Below are 21,616 nucleotides of genomic sequence, written 5' to 3'. Positions count from 1 at the left end.
ATTTTATTTGTTCCTCACGAAATTTGTTGTACTTTCGCAGTACAGATTGTTATAAAAAAGAGTAAATTGTATGAAGGTTAAGTATTTTTTAATGGCAGCTATTGTTGCTTTGATGACAGCTTGTGGAACGGCCTCAAAGGTTCCTTTGACGAACCGTACACATCGTCTTAGTATTTCCGATGCACAGCTTCTTAGTCTTAGTAATCAGGAATATGCGAAGTTTATGGCATCAGCAAAGAGGTCTACTGATGCAAAGAATACGGCTATGGTTCAGCGTGTAGGGCGCAATCTTGCTAATGCAGTGGAGACTTATTTACGCAATAATGGCTATGCGAATGAGATAAATAACTTCAAATGGGAGTTTAATCTGGTTCAGGATAAACAGGCAAATGCCTTTTGTATGCCTGGAGGTAAGATTGTTGTCTATGAAGGTCTGCTCCCTTACACGCAGAATGAAGCAAGTTTGGCTATCGTGTTAGGCCATGAGATTGCGCATGCCGTGGCTAAACACAGTGCAGAACAGATAACAAAGCAAATGAACCAACAGATGGGAACGAGTATCTTAGGCACTGTCTTGAATTCTGCCGTTGGTAGTGGAGTCGGTGACATAGCCTCACAGGTGGCAGGAGGATACTTTTCTTTCCGTAACTTGAAGTACAGTCGTGATAATGAAAGTGAAGCTGATTACATGGGACTCATCTTTGCTGCAATGGCAGGATACGACCCTGCGAATGCTGTAAGCTTCTGGCAGCGTATGGCCTCAGCGACCAACAGCAGTCGTTCAGAGATATTAAGCGACCACCCATCAGATGCTCGTCGTATCGAGAACATCAAGAGATGGTTACCAGAAGCAGAGAAGTACTACCATGGAGCAGGTGCTAATCGAGTCTCTTCAACTGGTTATTCACAGTCAACAAATACATTGCATATTGGCGGCACTTCGTCTTCCAATCGCTCTAACAAGCGTCGGTAAGTCGATTGACAACTAATATTAATATCCTTACGGCTATCTGTTTTCGTTCAAGAACGTAAACAGATAGCCGTAATCTCTTGGTTAACATGTATCTGTTTGAGCGAGTTAATGTTCTAAATTGATGGTCTTTAGATAGCGTGCCAACCCATGTATCTCTTCTTATAGACAAAGTCTATTGTGTTAACTTTGAGTAGTTTAGTACCTATTTAGCTATGTGTTGCTTACAGATAGTTGCCCCCTTCCCTTCCTAATGATAAACAAGTTGAACTTTCATCAACCGCTTGTTGCATGGTGTCAGCCCTCATCACCATTGGAGCTGAGCACGAATATATCAGTAGAATAGGGCTGCGAAGCGCTTAATAGCCCTTATAAAAAACTGAGAAACATGAGGGATTAGCCACTAAAGCACATATTTGAGAGACAATATTGTAAGTGAAATCGTATCAAAGAAAAGGTTACTAATTGTTTAAGTGATATTTTTCTCTTGAATTATTTGACCAAGTCAGCTTTTATTACTATCTTTACAAACGAAATCAAACCTTTATATCTATGATTGATTATCTGATACAGAACTTGTGGTTAACATGGTTGTTAGTGAGTCTTGTTTGTATGATCTTGGAGATATTAAATGGAGACTTATACATTATGTGCTTCGCTGTAGGGGCGATGTTTGGCTCACTTGTTTCTTTATTTACTGACAGTATTGTAGCTCAAGTTATTGTTTTCCTTTTCTTCTCAGTGTTGAGTATATTCTTGTTGCGGCCTGCTGCGATAAAATATCTGCATCAGTCAAAAGACAAAAGAGTAAGTAATGTCGAGGCTTTGATAGGCCGTGAAGGAAAGGTGACAGATACCATTGAGGCTGGTGGATATGGTAGAGTGAAGATTGATGGTGACTCTTGGAAGGCACAGTCAGTTGATGGCTCGGAGATTACGCAGGGTGATAGAGTACGTATCTTACGCCTTGACTCTATTATCGCAATGGTTGAGCGTTGTTAAACAAACGCCGAGTTGTACACGAGAAATTAATCAAGTATTAACCTAATGTTCCTCTCTTCGATATCTGCGAAAGTAGATTAAAGTGATGAATTAATAATTTTAATGTTTATGAACGATATTGTAGTTTATGTTATAATAGCCAGTGTTGTGTTGGCATTAGTATTTGCCAAGATGGCTGTTGTTATTATCTCACAGAGTGAGACAAGAGTTATAGAGCGCCTTGGTAAATATCATGCGACGCTCCAGCCAGGTGTTAATATCATTATTCCTTTTATCGATCGTGCAAAGGTAATAGTTGCTATACGAGGCGGACGTTACACCTACACGAACGCTATAGACCTTCGTGAGCAAGTTTATGACTTTGATCGTCAGAACGTGATCACGAAAGATAACATTCAAATGCAGATTAATGCGCTGCTTTATTTTCAGATAATTGACCCCTTTAAGGCCGTTTATGAGATCAATAATCTGCCTAATGCTATAGAGAAGTTGACGCAGACAACACTCCGTAACATTATCGGTGAGATGGAACTCGACCAGACTTTAACCTCACGTGATACGATTAATACGAAGTTGCGGGCCGTACTTGACGATGCAACAAACAAGTGGGGAATTAAGGTTAACCGCGTAGAACTACAAGACATTACGCCTCCTGCAAGTGTTTCTGAGGCTATGGAGAAGCAGATGCAGGCTGAACGTAATAAGCGTGCTGCCATCCTTACGAGTGAAGGTGATAAGCAGTCAGCTATCTTACAATCTGAGGGTGAGAAGGAGGCTGCCATCAACCGCGCTGAAGCCAAGAAGCAACAACAGATTCTTATAGCTGAAGGTGAGGCCGAGGCTCGTATCCGTAAGGCTGAGGCTGAGGCTGTTGCGATTCAGAAGATAACGGAAGCTGTTGGGCAGAGTACCAACCCAGCAAACTATCTCATTGCTCAGAAGTATATTCAGATGCTTTCTGAACTGGCCCAGAACAACAACCAGAAGACTGTTTACCTACCATTCGAAGCAAGCAATTTGATGGGTTCTATTGGTGGAATTAAAGACATGTTTAAGTAAAGCCAAGGGGTATTTCTATTTCAAATAATAAATATAAACACTAATATAGCTATCTACTCTGTAAGGTTCTCATGAATGATAGAGTCTTATAGAGTAGGTCTTTCAAGAAATGAAAAAGCTTTGTATCTTTTGTGGTGCACGTCCTAATTTCATAAAGGTAGCACCGATTATCAGGGTAATCGATAGACTTTCTGAGGGTAACAACCCTCATCAGGTTTCATATTCATTGGTTTATGCAGGTAGTGAGACTGACCCTACACTTGAGGACCAGCTCTTTGAGAATCTTTCTATTCGTAAGCCAGATGTTTATCTTGGTGTAGAATGTGAGAACCTGAACGAGCTTACGGGTCAAGTAATGTCTAAGTTTGAGAAGTATCTACAAGAGAATCCATCGGATGTAGTCATCGTTGTGGACGATCTTGCATCTACTATGGCTGCTGCTATAGTAACTAAGAAACAGGCGATAGCGCTTGCCCACATTGCAGCAGGTACTCGTTCCTTTGATATAACGATGCCGAAGGAAATCAATCGTTTGGTGATTGATGGTCTTTCAGATATACTCTTTACAGCAGGATTTAGTAATAACAGCATTGCTAACAAGGAGGGTGCTGAGCTGTCAAAGGTTTATATGGTGGGTAACATCCTCATTGACAATATCCGTTTCGACCGTGAGCGTATCAGCGGAATGACGTTATCTGATATTGACGAGTTGGCTGGCTTACCATTAAAGGAAGGTAACTACCTCGTCTTCACATTGAATCGTAAGGCTTTGTTGGCCGACCAAGATAATCTTGAACAGATGTTACGTGTGTTGAGTGAGACAGCAGGCGAGATGCCTATCATTGCTCCGCTTCGTGACTCAGCAGTGCAGGTTATCATGGCACTCAGCTTGAAGAAGAATATTAAATTGCATAATCTCCATGTTGTGAAACCATTGGGTTATCTTGAGTTCGCCTATCTTACAGCCCAAGCTAAGGGTATCATTACTGATTCAGGCAATGTTGCAGAGGAAGCAACATTCAATGGTGTACCCTGTATCACGCTCAACAGCTATACAGAACATATAGAGACAGTAAAGGTGGGCTCCAACGTTTTGGTTGGTGAAGACCCTGAATTGCTTCGTTCTGCATTAACTGATATGGTGGCAGGAACGTGGAAGAAGTGTGGTGTACCAGAGCGTTGGGATGGTCGTTCGGCTGAGCGTGTCATCCAAATCTTGCTCGAACGTCAGTAAGCATCTTATCTATAGAGGGCAAGCGTTAGCCTTCTAAAACAAGGACAGATAGTTTCGTTGTTTGCTAAGGTTGTTTCTTTGGCAGACAGGCGAAGCTATCTGTCCTTTTCGTTTCTATGCGGTAACAGTATAAAAGGTTAACGATTGTTTTCGTACTTAAACTCATCTGGTATCAAGACAATAGCTACATTCCCGCAAAGCACAGTTTGAGTATAATCCATTTCATTGTTTTCTATCAAAGAACATACCTTAGTCAATAACTGTAATTATGATTTACTATTTTAGAATTACTACTCGATAGATGTTATAATTATGGTTATTAAAGACTCAATTCTGAATTATTTAGTACCTTTGCATGAGTCTTTTAAATAGCAAAAGTTTATGCACAAACATATAGATAACTATACTTATCTGACGCAGGCACCTGTCCATCATGTCATTATCACAATGGCCATACCGACAATCATCTCCATGCTTGTGACGGGATTATACAATATTGCCGATACATTCTTTGTCGGTAAGATTGATACTCAGGCTACAGCGGCAGTGGGAATTGTGTTTTCTCTGATGTTCTTTGTGCAAGCAATGGGCTTTTTCTTTGGACATGGTTCGGGCAATTATATCTCTCGTGAGTTAGGAGCACGCCGTCATGAAAATGCGATAAAGATGGCGTCAACAGGCTTCTTTAGTTCGTTTTTTGTAGGAGTCATTGTTCTTATCCTTGGCGAAATATTCCTCACTCCGCTCTCCTTGATGCTTGGTAGTACATCTACTATCCTTCCTTATACAGAGGAGTATATGCAAGTCATCCTCCTTGGTGCCCCCTTCTTAACATCTTCACTCACTCTGAACAACCAGATGCGACTACAAGGAAATGCCAAGTTTGCCATGTTTGGAATTGTTACGGGAGCTATATTGAACGTGATACTCGACCCACTTCTTATCTTTACTTGCGGTCTGGGTGTCAGCGGAGCAGCGTGGGCAACGGTGATAGGACAGGCTGTGTCCTTCGTTATTCTTTTCTTAATGACGCGCAGAGGAGAGAATATAGCCATTCACTTTTGCAATTTCTCACCCTCATTACAGCGTTATAAGGAGATATTCTATGGCGGTAGTCCTTCCATGATGAGGCAAGGTTTAGCTTGTATTGCTACTATGTCATTGAACTTAGCAGCAGGTGCTTTTGGCGATTCGGCTATTGCTGCGATGAGTATTGTGGGTCGTATCGCAATGCTTTGCTTTGCTGTTGTCATCGGATTGGGGCAGGGTTTTCAGCCAGTTTGCGGTTTCTGCTATGGAGCAGGACTATATGATAGATTAAAGGAAGCCTACAGGTTTACGGTAATAATTGGTACGAGCTTCCTTATAGTGATATGTATTATTGGCTGGATCATTAGTGGCAGTCTTATAGGAGTTTTCCGTGATGACCCGAAAGTGATTGCTATTGGCGTTGTGGCCTTGCGTTGGCAGCTCTGTGCCTTCCCTCTTAACTCCCTTATCTTGGCAAGTAATATGCTCGCACAAACCTGCCGTAAGCCGTGGCGCGCTAATATCTTGGCTGCTGCCCGACAAGGGTTATTCTTCATTCCGCTTATCTTTATTCTCCCAGCACACTTCGGTCTGTTGGGCGTTGAGATGTGTCAAGCAGTCAGCGACATATTCTCCTTCACGCTTACAGTACCTATTGTCGTTTACACCTTCCGTGAGTTTACACGAGAAGCAGCAGAAAGGAAAACAAAAGTATGAGTACACTTTATATTAAGAATATGGTATGCGACCGCTGCAAAATGGCTGTTAGCCAAGCATTGCAGCGTGTTGGACTAAGTCCTACAAAGGTAGAGTTGGGTGAGGTAGACCTTGAGAAAGAACCTTCATCCGACCAGCTTTCGACACTTCGGACAGTCCTCGAGCAGCTCGGCTTTGAACTCCTCGATGACCAGCGACAGCAGACAATCGATCAAATCAAGTCTGCTTTAATCCGACTTGTCCGTTATCGTGATAATCAGAGTTCAACCAATCTTAGCGATTACCTATCCTCAGAGCTTCATCAGGATTATAGTGCCCTCTCAAAACTCTTCTCAGAAGTAGAGGGGAAGACCCTTGAACGCTATTATATCGAGTTGCGCATAGAGCGGGTGAAGGAACTTATTCGTTATGATGAGTTGACCTTGACGCAGATAGCCCTTCGTATGAACTACTCTTCTGTGGCCTATCTTTCCAGCCAGTTTAAGTCGGTGACGGGTATGACACCCAGTCGGTTTAAGGCGATGAAAGATATTCCTCGAACATCTTTGGATAAGCTTTAAGTAGTCGAAATAAGCATCGTTTTTTCGGGAGTAGCTTGGGGTGAAGTTCGTTGACAGATGTTATTATAGGATATGGAAAGGTGTTCGTTGTAAATATTTTTCCCTCCTCTTGATGCCAGTATATGCCCTTTAAGGTTGAAGAAAACGCCTAACTACCTTTGAGAACATGCTCTTCTTGAGTGTTGACAGGCCTCTTCTTGATGCTTACTAAGGCCCTTCTTCTTGGTTGTTTATAACTATTTGATTTCATGTGGGTTATTAACTTAACTTGAGAGCGTACTTTGTTCTTTTACATCTGATTGTTTCTTTTGTTTTTGTAAATATCTTTCAATGTTTTGCAAACGTAATCGATAACAAGAAGACTATGATTGACACGAATATAAAGCAGAATAATCGCATGTTTGTAAGGTGTAACTCATGAACTTAAAAAGTCGTGCGCAAAGCTCCTTTTCTTGATTTTTTAACAAATTCAATGATGTCTACAACCTTATATATGATAACTTTAAGCAGTTAATCCAATCGTAATGATTTCTCGTAGAAACTAATTTTGCTGTCATTACTGTCATCTTTTATGAGTGCTTAACTACTTTGTTTACAGTCGATTACATGAAGTGTTAAATGTGACAGCAAACTAAATTAAAAAATAAACTGTATAATAGAGTAAGTGTTTAACGTATTGAGATGTTGAAAGAAATCTATCTTCATGGGCTGAGTAGTCGTATGGACTGAATGCGAGAAGTTATAACTTTTATCCATAATTCTGTAAGAGATGATAGATAATATATGTGTATCTTTGCAAGCGTTAAGAATAAAGCAGAATAGTAACAACATAATTTTAATAGAAAGGAAAGACTTATGAAAAAGAATGTTTATGCAGTAAGCGGTATGAAGTGTGTACATTGTAAGGCCAACGTTGAGAATGCCTTAAAAACACTTAATGGTGTAGCGTCTGCTGAAGCTAATCTTGATGAGGCCAATGTCACAGTTGAGTATGACGAAAGTAAGGTTAATCCTTCTGAAATCAAGGAAGCTGTAGACAACAGCGGACGCTATGAGCTGAGCTTGTAACAGCTTATTTATACTCTAAAGAGCATATTTTTATGCTCTTTTCATTTGTAGAATCCTTCCCCTTCGCTGGTAAGGGGAATATAAAAATAGTATCATTATGAAACAAACAATTCCAGTTATTGGTATGGCTTGTTCAGCTTGTTCAGCCAATATAGAGAAGAAGTTGAATACACTCAAGGGTGTTAATTCTGCTTCAGTTTCGCTACCTGGGCGTTCAGCTTTGATTGATTTCAATCCTCAGGTTATCTCACTTGAGAAGATGAAGGCTGAAATCAATGCGCTTGGATATGACTTAGTGATAGATAAGGAGACGTCGGTAGACGAGATAGAGAAGCGTGAGTATGTACTCTTAAAGCGTAAGACTGCGTTGTCATGGTTGTTCTCAATAGCTGTGATGTGTGTGTCTATGCGATGGATAGACTTGGGTTCACGTGATATAGCCAATCAGGTTGCGTTATTGATAGCCTTGGCAAACATGCTTTATTGCGGTCGGCAGTTCTATGTATCTTCGTTTAGACAGTTGCGTCATGGCAGTGCAAACATGGATACATTGGTGGCTTTGTCTACGGGTATTGCCTTTCTTTTCAGTGCGTTTAACACGTTTTGGGGAGACGCCGTATGGGCAAGTAGGGGAGTTGTATGGCACACCTACTTTGATGCTTCGGTAATGATTATAACCTTCGTTTTGACTGGTAGACTGTTAGAAGAGAAGGCTAAAGACGGTACGGCATCTTCTATTCGTCAGATGATGGGTATGGCTCCGAAGACAGCACATATCGTTGATGGCGACAAGATAGAGGAGGTTCCACTCTCAACCATTGAGGTTGGGGATGTTTTGGAGGTTCGTCCTGGTGAAAAGGTACCTGTAGATGGTGAGGTGATATGGGCAGAAAGCTTTATGACAGCTGATGCAGCCTACGTTGATGAGAGTATGATAACGGGTGAACCAACGCCTGCGGAGAAGAAAAAAGGCTCAAAGGTGTTGGCAGGAACAATACCAAGTCAAGGTAAGTTCCGCATGCGTGCTCGTCAAGTTGGTGAGGATACAGCCTTAGCTCACATAATTAAAATGGTACAAGAAGCACAAGGTTCAAAGGCTCCAGTCCAACGAATCGTTGATAAAGCAGCCTTAGTATTTGTTCCAGTGGTAGCTTGTATTGCTCTTGTTACCTTTCTTTTATGGTGGTTGATAGGAGGGAATAGTGCTTTACCACAGGCAATCATGTCAGCTGTTGCCGTCTTAGTCATTGCTTGTCCATGTGCAATGGGATTGGCAACACCAACTGCCCTGATGGTTGGTATTGGTAAAGCCGCTCAGAAACAAATCCTTATTAAGGATGCTGCAGCCTTAGAGAGTCTGCGTAAGGTTGATGTGTTGGTGACCGATAAGACGGGAACTTTGACCATACCTAATAAGAATATTGATTTTACAAAGGCTGATAACCTTCCTTTTGAAGAGCGTGAAACATTAAAGCCTAATGCTCGTGAGGCTATGGATGAGCTACAGAAGAAGGGGATTGAGGTCTATATGATGAGTGGAGATAAGGACGAGGCGGCTCGCTATTGGGCTGAAAAGGCTGGTATAAAACACTATCATAGTAAGGTGTTGCCGCAAGATAAGGAGAATCTTGTTAGACAGCTGCAAGCCGAAGGGAAGCGAGTAGCAATGGTAGGTGACGGTATTAACGATACACAAGCTTTGGCTTTGGCAGACGTAAGTATTGCTATTGGTAGGGGAACGGACGTAGCTATGGATGTAGCACAGGTGACACTCATGGGAGATGACTTGTCGGCTATCCCAGAAGCGATACAGTTGAGTCGCAATACAGTACGTATGATTTGGGAGAATCTCTTCTGGGCTTTCATCTATAACATTGTTTGTATTCCATTAGCAGCCGGTCTGCTGTATGCTTTCGGCATTGATTGGCAGATTACCCCATCGTGGGCAAGTGCGTTGATGGCATTCTCCAGTGTTAGTGTTGTACTTAATAGTCTTCGCTTAAGATGGATGAAGTAAGTTTGATTTAGGCTTATAAAAAATAGAGTTTACTAATTACTTGTTCTGCAATGAACGATAGTAAATAGTAAACTCTATTTGTTTTCTATGTATTTGTAATACCTCTTTATCTCACAGGATAATCGTATCGATTGGTATTATAGAAACCATTATGTTGAGAAGGGAGACGGTCAAACTCTACGCTAACAGAAACTGAATTCTGGTTGTTTGAACCCCATTGATAAGTCACACCACCACCAATTCTGTCCATGTAACGACTTACTCCAGTGCCGTAAGCCCATCCCATCGGTCCGTATCCGTATCCCATTGATGCATAACCATAACCGAAAGGAGAATAGCCGAAGCCACCGTAGCCTGCCCAATAAGGTGAACCGTAGGCTCCATAACCAAAGGCTTGGCCGAAGTTGTTGGATGTGAAGGCCTTTTGAACAAATGCGTATGCACTCCAATGTTCATTGAACTGATAGCCAAAGACAGCATTGACACCACCGACGAAATAGTTGTCGCCACGATAGGTAAGGTGGTTTACATATCCACCCACAGCCAATGTAGCTTTCTTAGAGAGGTTTGTTACATACATCAACGATACGTCCTGTGAGAAACCAGCACCATGATTGTTACCATGTCCAAAGCTCGCAAAGGCCGAAGCACCAAGGTTGATGTTCAGACCCTTGTGTAATCTCCATGGTCCAACACCATATCCCCAAGCCGGATAATAGTAGTCGTTTGGCGTAACGGTCTGTCCGTTCTCCGTAATAAGGGGTAGATTATTGTCGATTTGTGCCTGTTGTGCACGGTCTTCAGCCATTTGTCTGGCATATTCCTTCTCTGCCTCAGTGGCTTCACGTGGCCCTTGTAGACGCGCCGACTCGATGGGCTCCACTGTAGAAGTGTTCCCATTGTGATTCTCTTTAGTATTCTGTGCATGTAAAGGCATGCAGAGAATAGCCGCTATTATGAAACTATATTTCTTCATTTGGTTGCAAATATAAATATTTGAAGGCCAATCACCAAGTCTTTTAATGATAATTAGCGCTTTTTCAAGATGTTGATATGACGCTGAACTATGCTCATGACGTTAGCACATGTGTGTTATTTCGTACGCATAATCAGTGGTGGATCGGTTGTGAAGAAGAAGACTGTGGCACTGTGGAGTACCTGTCCAGGCTGTAGTTCATTACTTACTTTCTCCATACCGCTATTGTATCCCGTGTGAATCGGTTGTAATGTAATCCCCTGACTATCCTTTCCGTAGGTGTTGATGTTGAGGGTTGGTTCACTTGAATAGACTGTCATTGCACGCCCGCTTTGTGCATCAAAGAGGATGGCGGCCGGCTTCTGCATATTATCAGGGTGTCGCAACTGATAGGCATTGTCGTATCCATTCCTTGTACTTCTAATTCTTTCGCCAATTTCTCTTGGTTTAGTAAAATCGAAAGGAGTATTTTTAATACGTTGAAGAACACCTGTCAGTTGTCTTTGTGCATTGTATGTGTTCATCTGAACAGCATCAACCCAAAGATGCTGTTTGATGATGGAGCGGTGCATCTCACCTGAAAGGTTAAAGCATATACCGTTTGTTACTTCCAAGTTAGTCTTAGCAGTCGTCGCAACTCGGTAGTCTATGTCAAGTGCGTTTTGGTCGGATAGGGTATAGGTAACGGTAACGTTTAACTTTCCATCTAATCCGTTCTCACCTTCTGAAGTCACATATCGTAGTGTAACCGATTGGTTGTCAGAACTAACAAGCTCCCACATCTTCCCTGACAAGGTCTCTTCATGATTCTTACCAAAGAAGAGGAGTGTTGCTCCCAAGGTTCTGTCTTTCATATACTCCTCCTTATTAGTATATGTCTTAACGACAGGCTCCAGTCTACCGTTCCAGTTATGAGCAGTAAGAGAGACAAGACGTGCACCATAGTTACTGATGACAGCCTCCATACCATTGCTGTTCACAAGTCGAATTTGAACCTGATCTTGTGCGTGTGAGCAGAGGACAACGCTAAGCATTGCTACTGTCAGTATTGCATATAACTGTTTCATAGGTCATTCTATTATGTATGCAAAGATAGTGCAAACGAGTACAATGAATGCTTGCATTCGTATTGTCGAGTGCAGCCTATCTTATGCAAAGATAGTGCAAACGAGTATAAAGAGAGCTTGCTCTTATTTTGTCGAGTGCAGCCTATCTTATGCAAAGATAGTAAAAAAGTTTATATGTTGCTTAGAATTTCCTTATTTTAATAGAAGGGCATGACGTATTTAAGTGATGTTATATCCTAAATCGATAGGAAATGCTTGTTTTAGTGGGTTAAGATAGATGTAAATAGATATGAGTTTGAGCGTGTTCTTTGTCAGAGAACGATAAGAAAGAAATAGCAAAAAACGTAAGATAATGATGGAGAAAAAGTAATTTTTTCTCAAAATACTTGCTTGTAAAGAATAAAAGTAATACATTTGCAGGCGAATATAAACGAAATCGAAGATATGAAGAAACTTTATGTATCTTTCCGTTACTTCTATTTTTACTTTGCAGAAAAGTGCAAAGCGGGAAGTTGCGTATAGATTTCAACTTAAGAGAATAAAGTTTTTTTAGAAATACATAACGAAACGGTCCCGCTCAATACAGAGTGGGATCGTTTTCGTTTTAGTACATATTAGTTGATAACCAACAGACAGAAGAAGCGAATGAAACGAATAGCTATACAAGGAGAGTACGGGAGTTTTCACGATATTGCAGCCCATCTATATTTTGCAAATGAGCAGATACAACTCACTTGCTGCGCTACCTTTGAGGATGTATTTGCTGAGGTGAAGAGTGATTCTGCTGCTATTGCTATGCTTGCAATAGAGAACACGATAGCAGGGAGCCTGTTGCATAATTACGATCTACTGCGTCAATCAGGTACAATGGTCGTTGGTGAGCAGCGTCTACATATCCAGCATTGTATCTGTTGTCTGCCAGATGATGACTGGTCAACCATTGTTGAGGTACATTCTCACCCTGTAGCCCTTATGCAATGCCGTTCTTTCCTTAGTAATCATCCTACTATAAAGGCAGTAGAAGCTGACGATACCGCTGGTTCAGCAGCTTATATTGTAGAGAACCAATGCCATGGTTGTGCTGCAATATGTTCTGCTGACGCCGCAAGACTTTATGGACTGAAGATTTTGGAAGACTCAATTGAAGACAATAAACATAATTTCACACGTTTTCTGGTGGCTTGTCATCCACAGAAAGCCGACCTCCTACGCTCCTTGACAGAGGTGGATAAGTCGAGTATAGTCTTCTCTCTCCCACATGAAGAAGGCTCTTTAAGTAAGGTGTTAACCATCCTCTCCTTCTATGACATCAATCTTACGAAGATTCAGTCATTGCCCGTTATCGGTCACGAGTGGGAGTATCTCTTCTATGTAGACTTGACCTTCGATAACTTTACACGCTATCGTCAGGCAATACATGCCATCACTCCTTTGGTGAAAAGTATCAAGATATTGGGGGAGTATAAGGAGAATTAGAGGGAAGGAGTACTGAGGCAATGCCTCAGTAGGAGGAACAATAACAAAAGACAACAAAACAACTGCCTATGATACAGCCAGCAAATAGAGTGTAGGAGGTGCAAGAATACTACTTCTCACGCAAACTGAAGGAGGTGGCAAAGATGAGCGCTGAGGGAAAGGATATCATCTCCTTGGCCATTGGCAGCCCAGATATGCCACCGTCAAAACAAACTGTTGATAAACTCTGTGAGGTAGCCTGCCTATCGTCAGAGCATGGTTATCAGCCTACAATAGGTACGTCAGAACTCCGTACGGCTATGGCTGGCTTTTATAAACGGTGGTATGATGTAGAGATAAATGCTGCTACAGAGGTACAACCTCTCATTGGCTCTAAGGAAGGAATCCTACATGTCACCTTGGCCTTCGTAAATCCTGGCGAGCAGGTGTTGGTTCCTAATCCAGGTTATCCTACCTACACAGCACTCTCCCGACTATTAGAAGCAGAGGTGGTCACCTATGACTTGAGGGAAGACAATGGTTGGCAACCTGATTTCGATGCATTAGAGCAAATGGACTTAAGCCGAGTTCGGCTGATGTGGACCAACTATCCGAATATGCCAACAGGTGGGAATGCTTGTCGAGAGACCTATCAACGCTTAGTAGACTTTGCTCGTCGACATGGTATAGTTGTCGTTAACGATAACCCCTATTCGTTTATTCTCAATGAAGGGGAGAAGTTGAGCCTGTTACAAGTACCTGGCGCAAAGGATTGTTGTATTGAATTTAACTCCCTTTCGAAGTCATATAATATGCCAGGCTGGCGTGTTGGAATGTGCGTTACCAACCCAACATTCATCTCATGGATACTGAAAGTGAAGAGTAATATCGACTCAGGAACCTTCAGAGGTATTCAGTTAGCAGCAGCCGAAGCCATGAATACGAATACAGATGAGTGGCATCAGTACTATAACATAGCCGTTTATCGCTCCCGTCGAGTTATCGCAGAAGAGATAATGACACTGTTAGGTTGCACCTATGATAAGGCTCAAGTCGGTATGTTTCTATGGGGTAAGATACCCGAGAAGTATGTTGATGCAGAACAACTGACAGAGCGTGTGTTACATGAAGCACATGTGTTTATAGCGCCTGGCTTCATCTTTGGGAGTAATGGTCGACGTTATGTGCGCCTCTCTCTATGTGCAAAAGACGAGCAGATGAAGGAAGCGTACGCCCGTATTGCATCTTTAGACTGGTAAAATAAGGTTATATGCATCATTTATATTACCTTTGGAGAACAATTAAGAAAGTAAAGACTAAAAGATAGATAATTATGGAGTTAGAGTTAGAACCTTTACGACTACCGAGCGATAAGGAACGCCCTATAGTTATTGCTGGTCCTTGTTCGGCTGAAACAGAAGAACAGGTGATGTCTACAGCACGCAATCTTGCAGCCAAGGGATGCCATATTTTCCGTGCAGGTATATGGAAACCACGGACGAAACCGGGTGGTTTTGAGGGTAATGGTGAGATGGCCTTACCATGGATGAAGCAAGTGAAAGAAGAGACAGGAATGCTGATTGCTACCGAAGTAGCTACACCTGAGCATGTTGAGGCTGCCTTGAAGTATGATATGGACATCTTGTGGATAGGTGCAAGAACGTCTGCTAATCCTTTTGCGGTGCAAGCTTTGGCCGATGCCTTACAAGGAGTAGACATCCCAGTATTGGTTAAGAACCCTGTAAACCCAGACCTTGAGCTGTGGATAGGGGCACTTCTTCGTCTTAATCAAGCAGGCTTGAAGCGACTGGGAGTTATCCATCGAGGATTCTCAAGTTATGAAAAGAAGATCTATAGGAATGCTCCTATGTGGCAGATTCCTATTGAGTTGCGCCGAAGAATACCTGGTCTGCCGATTATCTGTGACCCAAGTCATATTGGAGGACGACGTGACTTGATAGCGCCCCTTTGCCAACAGGCGATGGACTTAGGGTTTGATGGTCTGATTGTTGAGAGTCATTGTAGTCCAGAGAAGGCATGGAGTGATGCCGCACAGCAGGTCACCCCTGAAATACTCGATTATATCCTTTCTCTCTTAGTGGTGCGTGATCATAACTCAACCGCCGAAGAGCTGCGTTTCCTTCGTACACAGATAGACGAGATAGACAACTCTTTGATGGGTCTACTTGCCAAGCGTTTCCGTATTTGTCGAGAGATAGGAACCTTTAAGAAGGAGCACAACATGACCATTCTTCAGGCTGGTCGGTACAATGAAATCCTTGAGAAGCGTGGTGCACAAGCAAGTCTTTGTGGTATGGATGCTAACTTTGCTGCTCAAGTCTTTGAACTCATACATGAGGAAAGTGTACGTCAACAATTGGAGATAGTGAATAAATAGGGTAGTGGGTGTTGGGTGATGGGTGTTAGGTGTTGATGAATAGTGATGAAGGGGATGTAATGACGTTATGTAAAAATCTCCTAAATGTGCTTTTCTTTACTCACTACTCATCACCTAACAGTCACCATTATAATTCGTAAACACCCAACACAACAATTCATCACCACCTATCATTTATCACCCAACACCAATCACCTAACACTCAAGCAAACATGAGAATACTAATTATGGGAGCAGGAAAGATGGGAAGTTTCTTCATCGACTTGCTCAGTTTCGACCATGAAGTGGCTGCTTACGAGAAGGATGCACGCCGTCTTCGCTTTACTTATAACTGTCAGAGGTTTACGTCTTTGGAGGAAGTGAAAGGCTTTCTACCAGAGCTTGTCATCAATGCTGTAACAGTGAAATATACGTTATCAGCATTTGAAGAGGTGCTACCCGTATTACCGAAGGACTGTATCTTGTCTGATATCAGTTCGGTAAAGACGGGCCTGAAAGCGTGGTATGACCACTGTGGCCACCCATACGTCTCTACGCACCCGATGTTTGGTCCAACCTTCGCCAACCTCAATCAGCTAAGTGAAGAGAATGCAATCATTATCAGTGAAGGCGATTATATGGGCCGAATCTTCTTTAAGGACCTCTACCAAAGTCTCGGCTTGAATATATATGAGTATAGCTTCGAGGAACACGATAAGACTGTAGCTTATTCTTTGAGTATTCCCTTTGTCTCTACCTTCGTCTTTGCGGCTGTGATGAAACACCAAGATGCACCAGGTACGACCTTCAAACGGCACATGCGGATAGCTAAGGGAGTATTGAACGAAGACGATTATCTGCTGCAAGAGATTCTATTCAATCCTTATACGTATGACCAAGTGGCACAGATACGCACAGAGTTAAAGGAACTGTTACAGATTATCAACGATAAAGATGCAGCTAAAATGAAAGCTTATCTAACCAAGATTCGCAATCATGTGGCACGAGATATTGAAATAAAGAAATAATTGCTATATCCTTAAAACCTAACTACTATGCGCATATTATTAACCTCCTTTCTTCTGTTGAGTACGCTTCTGTCAGTAGCTCAAACACGTTTAACGATTGTTGAGTTCAATACCGAGAACCTGTTTGATACTCGGCATGATTCCTTAAAAGACGACCATGAGTTCTTGCCAGACTCTCCCCGTCATTGGACACGTACTAAATACTGGCAGAAACTGAATAGGATAGGACAAGCAATCATTGCTTGTGGGGAAGATAGCAGCGGTTGGTCGCTACCCGATATAGTGGGTTTATGTGAGGTGGAGAACGATAGTGTGCTCTTTGATCTTACTCGTCGTTCATTGTTACGTAAGGCTCGTTATGAGTATGTGATGACTTCCTCTAATGATGCTCGTGGTATTGACGTGGCTTTATTGTACTCGCCTTTCTCCTTCCGCTTGATTAAAGCGGATACGTTACGCGTCAAACCGATGAAGAATATGCGCCCGACTCGTGATATCCTACATGTAGAAGGCGAAATAGAAAACGGTGATACGCTACACATCTTCCTACTTCATGCACCGAGTAGAATGGGTGGCGAACTTTATTCCCGACCTTTTAGAAAACACGTGATGGAGCGGTTATGCAATGCGATAGACTCTCTTCGCCGTACTTATACAGAACCGAAACTATTGGTGATGGGCGACTTCAATGATTATGCTGACAGTCCTTCGCTTTTACTCGCATACGACCATGGGTTGTTTAATGTGTCGGCAGGGGTGCAGGGACGTAATGGTGCGAAAGGAACCTATCGTTATCATGGAGAGTGGGGTAGCCTCGACCAGATGCTCATTAGTGATAACCTACGGTCGTGGGTGGCTGGTTGTCGTATCAATGATGCACCCTTCTTGTTAGAAGAAGATACGAAATACGGCGGAGTAAAGCCCCGCCGTAACTATAATGGAATGCGTTTTAACAATGGATTTAGCGACCATTTACCACTTGTTCTACGTCTTCACCATTGAAGCAAACAACTCTCTCTTTGATTTATTTTCATGAAGAAAAATATTTTTCTTCATGAAAAAAAATATTTCCGTTCGTGTAAATAAATTCTTCTTTTCATGAAAATAATTCAGAAGAAGAACTTAACGATCAATTACGAGACTTATTATTAGGAAGGAGAACTTAGAGGTCTAAAACGTAAACAATCACTTACTTTGAAAGAGGGAACAAAGTAATACGGTGATAGATAGCTAAAAGATACGTTGAAAAGCTCGTCTACTATCCCCATTCTCCACATAGATAACACCGCAATAAACAAAACCTAAGCGAGTCAAGGATGCTTGCATAGGACGATTGTCTGCATGTGTGTCAATACGAATGGAGGAGGTAAACGACGAACAATAGCTGATGACGTCTGCCATCACACCATGTACACCTTCTGCAGATGCCACACGATGGATAACATAATAAGGTAGATCGTCGAGCCAACTGCCATCATCAATACGCTGATAATTAGGCTCTGGCCCCTCTTTGAATACAAATGTTGCAATGGCCTTGCCTCCTTCATAAAGCAGATAACAATCGCCTTGCACAATGTCACGCTCTATGGTCTCTACAGCAGGATAGTTTGCTGACCATTGATTAGGATTGCCAGCTTTTATCATCTTTGCTTTCCCTTGTTCAATAAAGTCCATTACAACAGACAAATCCCCTATAGAAGCTTTCTTAACAGTACGACCATTCGACAGATTTATTGTTTTCTTTTTTGTCATAAGATATCTCCTTTTATTACTCCAACGATACAAAAGTACAAAGAAAACCTAACATCAAGGTTCACATAGATAGGAAAAAGACACAAAAAGAAAAAGGACAAGATGGTTACCAATAATGATGTGAAGAAAAATAGTACGTAAAATAATTGCGAATAAAGAAATTAATATGTATTTTTGTCAGCAGAATCGAATACTAACTTTATAAAACCTATGACAATGGAGAATAACCTTTTTACGCGTTCAGCTAATAGGCTGGAAGCACACCTTGGGAAGAATGCACATGAGTTTACGAAAGATGACATCAAACAAGTTGTCGAAGACTTGAATATCAAAATGGTAAACTTTATGTATCCTGCTGGTGATGGACGATTGAAAACATTGAATTTCATGCTCCACACCCCCGACTACTTGGAGACAATCCTTACAAGTGGCGAGCGCGTTGACGGCTCTTCACTCTTCAGCTTCATTGCTGCAGGAAGTAGTGACCTCTATGTAATGCCTCGTTTCTCTACGGCTTTCATCGATCCTTTCTCAGAGATTCCAACGCTTTGCATGCTCTGTTCATTCTTCGATCGTGACGGCAATCCGTTAGCTTCATCACCTGAGTACACGCTCCGAAAGGCTATGGATGCCTTTAAGAAAGTGACAGGCATGGAGTTTCAGGCTATGGGTGAGTTAGAGTATTATGTTATCCGAGAGGATGAGGGAGTGTTCCCTGCTGACGACCAACATGGTTATCACGAGAGTACACCTTTCTCTAAGGGTAACGATTTCCGCATGCGCTCTATGCAACTAATTGCCGAGTGTGGCGGAAAAATTAAGTATGGACACTCTGAGGTGGGCAACTTCGTGGAGAATGGACGCTGCTATGAACAGAACGAAATTGAGTTCTTACCAGTCCCTGCAAACGAGTGTGCGGAGCAATTACTCATTGCTAAATGGGTTATCCGCAGCTTAGGTTATGAGGAAGGACTTGATATTACTTTCGCTCCTAAGATTACTGTGGGCAAAGCCGGGTCTGGTATGCACATCCACATGCGCATAATGAAGGACGGAAAGAATATGATGTTAGACAATGGTAAGTTGTCACTGGACGCTCGTAAGGCTATTGCGGGTATGATGGATTTGGCAGAAAGTATCACTGCCTTTGGTAATAAGAACCCAACATCTTACTTCCGTCTTGTTCCACATCAGGAGGCTCCAACAAATGTATGCTGGGGTATGAGCAACCGTTCTGTGCTTGTTCGTGTACCATTAGGCTGGACTTCTGGCGAAGATATGTGCCATAAGGCTAACAACGTGGAGCCACTTACAGCACGTGACTACTCTATCAAGCAGACTGTCGAGATGCGTTCACCTGACGCTTCGGCTGATATCTATCAGCTCTTGGCTGGTCTTTGCGTTGCTTGTCGCCATGGCTTCGAGATGGCCAACGCTGAGGCAGAGGCAGAGAGAACCTTTGCTGACGGTGACATCCACGATCCAAAGAATGCTGAACGCTATGCTACATTGGCTCAACTGCCTGATAGCTGTGCTGCTTCAGCGGATTGCTTGGAACGTCAACGCAAGGTTTATGAAGAGTATGATGTGTTCTCTCCTGCCATGATTGATGGTATCATCAAACAGCTCCGCTCATACAATGACCGTACACTACGTCAAGAGATAGAGGGCAAGGAGATGATGATGGAAAAACTTGTTCGCCAGTACTTCCACTGCGGATAAAACAAAACATCTATCTAAACTGTAAATAAGATTAGTACTAACATAAAATCCCAGGCAACAAAATGGTTGTCTGGGATTTTTATAATCATCGTCTTTTACCTGTTGCAGTATGATTTACACTGAACGTAAGTCATTTCTATCTATCACTTACACCTCTCTATCTTTCATACAAACAATAACAAAAGAACACTAAAAAGCTGAGAGGCAAGTAAATCAAATGCAAGGAGAGATTTTGCAAGGATTTTCTTATAATCGATTGTAGTATTCAAATAAAAATACGTATCTTTGCAAACAAGCTGAACAAAACAATGGATAAGGATATTAAAGACGTAAAGATAGCTGTGGCTGGAACTGGTTATGTGGGTCTCAGTATAGCTACATTGCTGAGTCAACACCACCCTGTAATGGCTGTTGACGTAGTTAAAGAAAAGGTGGAACTGATTAATAATAAGCGTTCGCCTATTCAAGACGATTATATAGAACAGTATTTGAGCGAGAAGGACTTAAACCTCACCGCCACGATGGATGCAGAGACGGCTTATAAAGATGCTGACTTTGTAGTCATTGCCACACCAACTAATTACGACCCAGTAAAGAACTACTTTGACACACGACATGTTGAAGAGGTCATCGAAATCGTAATGAAGGTGAATCCTAAGGCTATCATGGTCATTAAGTCTACGATTCCGGTTGGCTACACAGAGAATATCAGAGCTAAATATAAGTGCGATAATATTCTCTTTGCACCCGAGTTCCTGCGTGAGAGTAAGGCGCTCTACGATAATCTTTATCCAAGTCGTATCATCATTGGTCGCCCCGAAGGTGACGAACGATTGGACTGTGCGGCCCATGTATTTGCCCAGTTATTACAAGAAGGGGCAATAGAAGAGAACATCCCAACCCTTTTCATGGGATTGACCGAGGCTGAGGCTGTAAAGCTATTTGCTAATACTTACCTCGCACTGCGTGTTAGCTATTTCAATGAATTGGATACTTACGCTGAGGTGAAAGGGCTTGATACATCTAATATCATACAGGGTGTTTGTCTTGACCCACGTATTGGATCATTCTATAATAATCCTTCTTTTGGTTACGGAGGCTATTGCTTGCCAAAGGACACCAAACAGTTGCTTGCCAACTATGCTGATGTCCCAGAGAATCTTATCCAAGCTATTGTCGAGAGTAACCGTACTCGTAAGGACTTTATAGCCGATCAAGTGTTACACACGGCTGGTTATTATGATTACTACGACCGTGGAGACTATAATCCCGACGAAGAGAAAGAATGTATCATTGGTGTTTATCGACTGACAATGAAGTCAAATAGTGACAATTTCCGCCAAAGTTCTATCCAAGGAGTTATGAAGCGCATTAAGGCTAAAGGGGCACAAGTTATTATCTATGAGCCTACACTTGAAGACGGTGCAACCTTCTTTGGTAGTCTTGTTGTCAATAATCTTTCTGATTTCAAACGCCGTTGTCATGCTATCATTGCCAACCGCTATGATAAATGCCTTGATGATGTGAAGGAGAAAGTGTACACTCGAGATATATTTAGAAGGGATTAATATCATCCTATTTTC

Annotated in this window: 18 protein-coding genes; 15 read left to right on the top strand and 3 right to left on the bottom strand. The window is 42.1% G+C overall.

Going from position 1 to position 21,616, the window contains the following annotated elements; genetic code table 11:
• Positions 1–70: 70 nt before the first annotated feature.
• The 8 genes from AXF23_RS06945 to AXF23_RS06910 all read left to right on the top strand — a co-directional run bounded on the left by AXF23_RS06945 (position 71) and on the right by AXF23_RS06910 (position 9,656).
• Entirely contained in the window at positions 71–973 is a 903-nt protein-coding gene (locus AXF23_RS06945) for a M48 family metallopeptidase (RefSeq protein ID WP_107624792.1), read from the top strand.
• A 549-nt stretch (positions 974–1,522) separates the two neighbouring features.
• On the top strand, positions 1,523–1,972 hold the full coding sequence (locus AXF23_RS06940) for an NfeD family protein (protein ID WP_107624791.1): 450 nt from the start codon (positions 1,523–1,525) through the stop codon (positions 1,970–1,972).
• Positions 1,973–2,074: 102 nt separating this feature from the next.
• On the top strand, positions 2,075–3,031 hold the full coding sequence (locus AXF23_RS06935) for an SPFH domain-containing protein (protein ID WP_107624790.1): 957 nt from the start codon (positions 2,075–2,077) through the stop codon (positions 3,029–3,031).
• A gap of 109 nt (positions 3,032–3,140) precedes the next feature.
• Complete coding sequence (locus AXF23_RS06930) at positions 3,141–4,265, top strand: UDP-N-acetyl glucosamine 2-epimerase (RefSeq protein ID WP_107624789.1); 1,125 nt, start codon at positions 3,141–3,143, stop codon at positions 4,263–4,265.
• Between the two features lie 381 nt (positions 4,266–4,646).
• Positions 4,647–6,011, top strand: a complete 1,365-nt coding sequence (locus AXF23_RS06925) for an MATE family efflux transporter (RefSeq protein ID WP_107624788.1) — start codon at positions 4,647–4,649, stop codon at positions 6,009–6,011.
• Complete coding sequence (locus AXF23_RS06920; protein WP_107624787.1) at positions 6,008–6,571, top strand: AraC family transcriptional regulator; 564 nt, start codon at positions 6,008–6,010, stop codon at positions 6,569–6,571. Before AXF23_RS06925 ends, AXF23_RS06920 begins: the two co-directional genes overlap by 4 nt.
• 855 nt (positions 6,572–7,426) lie before the next feature.
• Complete coding sequence (locus tag AXF23_RS06915) at positions 7,427–7,639, top strand: heavy-metal-associated domain-containing protein (RefSeq protein ID WP_107624786.1); 213 nt, start codon at positions 7,427–7,429, stop codon at positions 7,637–7,639.
• A 97-nt stretch (positions 7,640–7,736) separates the two neighbouring features.
• A complete protein-coding gene (locus tag AXF23_RS06910) occupies positions 7,737–9,656 on the top strand; it encodes a heavy metal translocating P-type ATPase (protein WP_107624785.1) in 1,920 nt (639 codons plus the stop codon).
• A 106-nt stretch (positions 9,657–9,762) separates the two neighbouring features.
• Here AXF23_RS06910 and AXF23_RS06905 read toward each other — a convergent pair whose 3' ends face one another.
• Both AXF23_RS06905 and AXF23_RS06900 read right to left on the bottom strand, forming a co-directional pair.
• The gene (locus tag AXF23_RS06905) at positions 9,763–10,632 is read right to left on the bottom strand and encodes a hypothetical protein (protein ID WP_107624784.1); all 870 of its coding nucleotides are present in this window, start codon (positions 10,630–10,632) and stop codon (positions 9,763–9,765) included.
• Between the two features lie 116 nt (positions 10,633–10,748).
• Positions 10,749–11,699, bottom strand: a complete 951-nt coding sequence (locus AXF23_RS06900; RefSeq protein WP_107624783.1) for an aldose epimerase family protein — start codon at positions 11,697–11,699, stop codon at positions 10,749–10,751.
• Between the two features lie 645 nt (positions 11,700–12,344).
• Here AXF23_RS06900 and AXF23_RS06895 point away from each other — a divergent pair.
• The 5 genes from AXF23_RS06895 (at position 12,345) to AXF23_RS06875 (ending at position 17,561) form a co-directional block, all read left to right on the top strand.
• Positions 12,345–13,175 carry a prephenate dehydratase gene (locus AXF23_RS06895; RefSeq protein ID WP_107624782.1) on the top strand — a complete coding sequence of 277 codons (831 nt, stop codon included), beginning with the start codon at positions 12,345–12,347 and terminating at the stop codon, positions 13,173–13,175.
• A gap of 98 nt (positions 13,176–13,273) precedes the next feature.
• Entirely contained in the window at positions 13,274–14,413 is a 1,140-nt protein-coding gene (locus tag AXF23_RS06890) for a pyridoxal phosphate-dependent aminotransferase (RefSeq protein WP_233251254.1), read from the top strand.
• Positions 14,414–14,487: 74 nt separating this feature from the next.
• Positions 14,488–15,552 (top strand): bifunctional 3-deoxy-7-phosphoheptulonate synthase/chorismate mutase type II, encoded by a 1,065-nt coding sequence (locus tag AXF23_RS06885; RefSeq protein WP_107624781.1) that lies wholly within the window; start codon positions 14,488–14,490, stop codon positions 15,550–15,552.
• Between the two features lie 212 nt (positions 15,553–15,764).
• Complete coding sequence (locus AXF23_RS06880) at positions 15,765–16,559, top strand: prephenate dehydrogenase (RefSeq protein WP_107624780.1); 795 nt, start codon at positions 15,765–15,767, stop codon at positions 16,557–16,559.
• A 27-nt stretch (positions 16,560–16,586) separates the two neighbouring features.
• The gene (locus AXF23_RS06875) at positions 16,587–17,561 is read left to right on the top strand and encodes an endonuclease/exonuclease/phosphatase family protein (protein WP_107624779.1); all 975 of its coding nucleotides are present in this window, start codon (positions 16,587–16,589) and stop codon (positions 17,559–17,561) included.
• Between the two features lie 228 nt (positions 17,562–17,789).
• On the opposite strand, the gene AXF23_RS06870 is transcribed toward AXF23_RS06875, so the two are convergent.
• Positions 17,790–18,311: a GNAT family acetyltransferase gene (locus AXF23_RS06870; protein WP_107624778.1), complete on the bottom strand. Its 522-nt coding sequence runs from the start codon at positions 18,309–18,311 to the stop codon at positions 17,790–17,792.
• Positions 18,312–18,527: 216 nt separating this feature from the next.
• Between AXF23_RS06870 and AXF23_RS06865 the strand changes: the two genes are divergently transcribed.
• Positions 18,528–20,033, top strand: coding sequence for a glutamine synthetase family protein (locus tag AXF23_RS06865; protein ID WP_009012937.1), 1,506 nt, complete (start codon positions 18,528–18,530; stop codon positions 20,031–20,033).
• Positions 20,034–20,341: 308 nt separating this feature from the next.
• Positions 20,342–21,601, top strand: coding sequence for a nucleotide sugar dehydrogenase (locus AXF23_RS06860; RefSeq protein ID WP_009012936.1), 1,260 nt, complete (start codon positions 20,342–20,344; stop codon positions 21,599–21,601).
• Positions 21,602–21,616 lie beyond the last annotated feature (15 nt).

The organism is Prevotella sp. oral taxon 313 (assembly GCF_003043935.1).
Taxonomy (GTDB): domain Bacteria; phylum Bacteroidota; class Bacteroidia; order Bacteroidales; family Bacteroidaceae; genus Prevotella; species Prevotella jejuni.
The sequence above is the reverse complement of the archived record's forward strand: the minus strand, read 5'-3'. Positions and strand labels throughout refer to the sequence as shown.